The organism is Aeromonas sp. R1-1 (assembly GCF_040908495.1).
Lineage (GTDB): Bacteria > Pseudomonadota > Gammaproteobacteria > Enterobacterales > Aeromonadaceae > Aeromonas > Aeromonas veronii.
Genome location: NZ_JBFODV010000090.1, coordinates 1 through 2,595 on the forward strand (window position 1 = coordinate 1; position 2,595 = coordinate 2,595).

2 protein-coding genes are annotated in these 2,595 nt (G+C 54.4%); both read left to right on the forward strand.

Annotated features, from left to right (window positions below; translation table 11 throughout):
* The first annotated feature begins 115 nt into the window (after positions 1 to 115).
* Positions 116 to 970: a 3-deoxy-8-phosphooctulonate synthase gene (gene kdsA / locus AB5Y92_RS05385; protein ID WP_005334937.1), complete on the forward strand. Its 855-nt coding sequence runs from the start codon at positions 116 to 118 to the stop codon at positions 968 to 970.
* 301 nt (positions 971 to 1,271) lie between these two features.
* The gene (locus AB5Y92_RS05390) at positions 1,272 to 2,552 is read left to right on the forward strand and encodes a dicarboxylate/amino acid:cation symporter (protein WP_005353887.1); all 1,281 of its coding nucleotides are present in this window, start codon (positions 1,272 to 1,274) and stop codon (positions 2,550 to 2,552) included.
* The last annotated feature ends 43 nt before the right edge of the window (positions 2,553 to 2,595 follow it).

The following is a 2,595-nucleotide window of genomic DNA, read 5'->3' on the forward strand; positions in this document are numbered from 1 at the left end:
TTCAGGCCCTTTTATTAAGGATGTCTTGGAGTTGAAACAGAAGAATATCAAGGCCGCAGCGCTCGGCTGCAACGGAGTAACTTGGCTTCAGGCCCCTTCATTAAGGAAGTCTTAGATGGAACAGAAGAATATCAAGATCAACCAGATCGACGTTGCCAACGACAAACCGTTCGTGCTATTTGGCGGCATGAACGTGCTGGAATCCCGCGACATGGCGATGGCGGTATGCGAGAAGTACGTGGAAGTGACCAGCAAGCTGGGCATCCCGTTTGTCTTCAAGGCGAGCTGGGACAAGGCCAATCGCTCCTCCATCCACTCTTACCGCGGTCCGGGTCTGGAAGAGGGGATGAAGATTTTCCAGGAGCTGAAAGCGACTTTCGGCATGCCGGTCATCTCCGATCTGCACGAACCCCATCAGGCCAAGCCGGTCGCCGAGGTGGTTGACGTTATCCAGCTGCCCGCTTTCCTGGCACGCCAGACCGATCTGGTGGAAGCCATGGCCCGCACCGGCAATGTTATCAACATTAAGAAGCCGCAGTTCCTGAGCCCAAGCCAGATGAAGAACATCACCGACAAGTTCGAGGAGTGCGGCAACGACCAGCTGATCCTGTGCGAGCGCGGTGCCAACTTCGGCTACGACAACCTGGTGGTGGACATGCTGGGTCTGGGCGTGATGAAGAAGAGCACCGGTGGCTATCCGGTGATCTTTGACGTGACCCACTCCCTGCAGTGCCGTGATCCGCTGGGTGCCGCCTCCGGTGGCCGTCGCGAGCAGGTGACCGAGCTGGCGCGCGCCGGCATGGCGGTCGGTCTGGCCGGTCTCTTTATCGAATCCCACCCGGATCCGAAGATTGCCCGTTGTGATGGCCCGAGCGCCCTACCGCTGGAGAAGCTGGAAGGCTTCCTCAAACAGATGAAGGCCATCGATGACCTGATCAAGGGCTTCGAACCCCTCGATACTTCGGCCTGATCCCGACGCTGTCATGCCTGATAAAAATGCCCCGCAATGCGGGGTATTTTTATATCTGCCATATTTAGTTGAAGACTCAAATTAATCTGTGAGCAAACAATTATTGGTTGCCGTGGTGTTAATGGTGTTAATTTTGTTGTGTGATTGACGTCTCTTAATTGTTTTTTATTACATGTAAAGTGGTCACCGTAGTAATGCAGAAACAGCATGGATCGGGTGAGGTACGCAGATATCTCGTCCGGCTATCTGCATGTTTATTGCTGCCATAACAATGTGCAATTAAATTAACAGGACGTTAATAATGCGAAAGAAACTATTTAGCAGCCTCTATTTTCAGGTATTGCTCGCGATTACCCTCGGGGTATTTCTGGGGCATGTATATCCGGAACTGGGCGCCGATATGAAGCCCCTCGGTGATGGCTTCGTCAAATTGATCAAGATGATCATCGCCCCCGTTATTTTCTGTACCGTGGTTACCGGCATTGCCGGGATGGAGAGTATGAAGGCAGTCGGCAAGACCGGCGCCATTGCTCTGCTCTACTTCGAGGTGGTCAGCACCATCGCCTTGATCATCGGGCTGTGCGTGGTCAACCTGTTACAACCGGGTGCCGGCATGAACGTCGATCCGGCTGCGCTGGATGCCAGCGCCATCTCCGCCTATGCGGAGCAGGCCAAGTCCCAAGGCATTATCGCCTTTTTGCTGGATATTATTCCGGGCAGTGTGATCGGTGCCTTTGCCAGCGGTAATATCTTGCAGGTGTTACTGTTTGCGGTGCTGTTCGGCTTCTCCCTGCATCATATCGGTGAAAAGGGACAGGTTATTTTTGGCGTCATAGACAGTTTCTCCAAAGTCATATTTGGCATTATCAATATGATAATGAGACTGGCGCCGGTCGGTGCATTCGGGGCAATGGCATTTACCATCGGCAAATATGGAGTAGGTTCACTGGTACAGCTGGGCCAGCTTATTGCCTGCTTCTATCTCACCTGCCTCTTCTTTATCTTCATTGTGCTGGGCAGCATCGCCAAAGCCTCAGGCTTCAGCATCCTGCGTTTCATCTCCTACATTCGTGAGGAGTTGCTGATCGTGCTGGGGACCTCCTCTTCCGAGTCGGTATTGCCGCGGATGCTGGACAAGATGGAGAAGCTGGGTTGCCAGAAATCGGTGGTGGGGCTGGTCATTCCGACCGGGTACTCCTTTAACCTGGATGGCACCTCCATCTATCTGACTATGGCGGCGATTTTTATCGCCCAAGCTACCAATACGCCGCTCGATCTGTTCCAACAGATCACCCTGCTGGTGGTACTGCTGATCTCCTCGAAAGGGGCGGCAGGGGTGACCGGTAGTGGCTTTATCGTGCTGGCGGCGACTATTTCGGCGGTGGGCCATCTGCCACTGGCTGGTTTGGCGCTGATCCTGGGGATCGACCGTTTTATGTCCGAAGCGCGGGCGTTGACCAACCTGATCGGTAACGGGGTTGCCACCGTGGTGGTCGCCAAATACTGCAAGCAGCTGGACGAGAAGAAAATGGATGCAGTGCTCGGCGGCAAGGTCGGGCAACTGGAAGCGGACAGGGCGTAAGAGCTGTTTGCCCCCGCACGACCGCGTTGGCTGGTGCGGGGGC

Coding starts and splice junctions, on each gene's coding strand:
- AB5Y92_RS05390 (WP_005353887.1), top strand. CDS start 1,272: ATGCGAAAGAAACTATTTAGCAGCCTCTATTTTCAGGTATTGCTCGCG.
- kdsA (WP_005334937.1), top strand. CDS start 116: ATGGAACAGAAGAATATCAAGATCAACCAGATCGACGTTGCCAACGAC.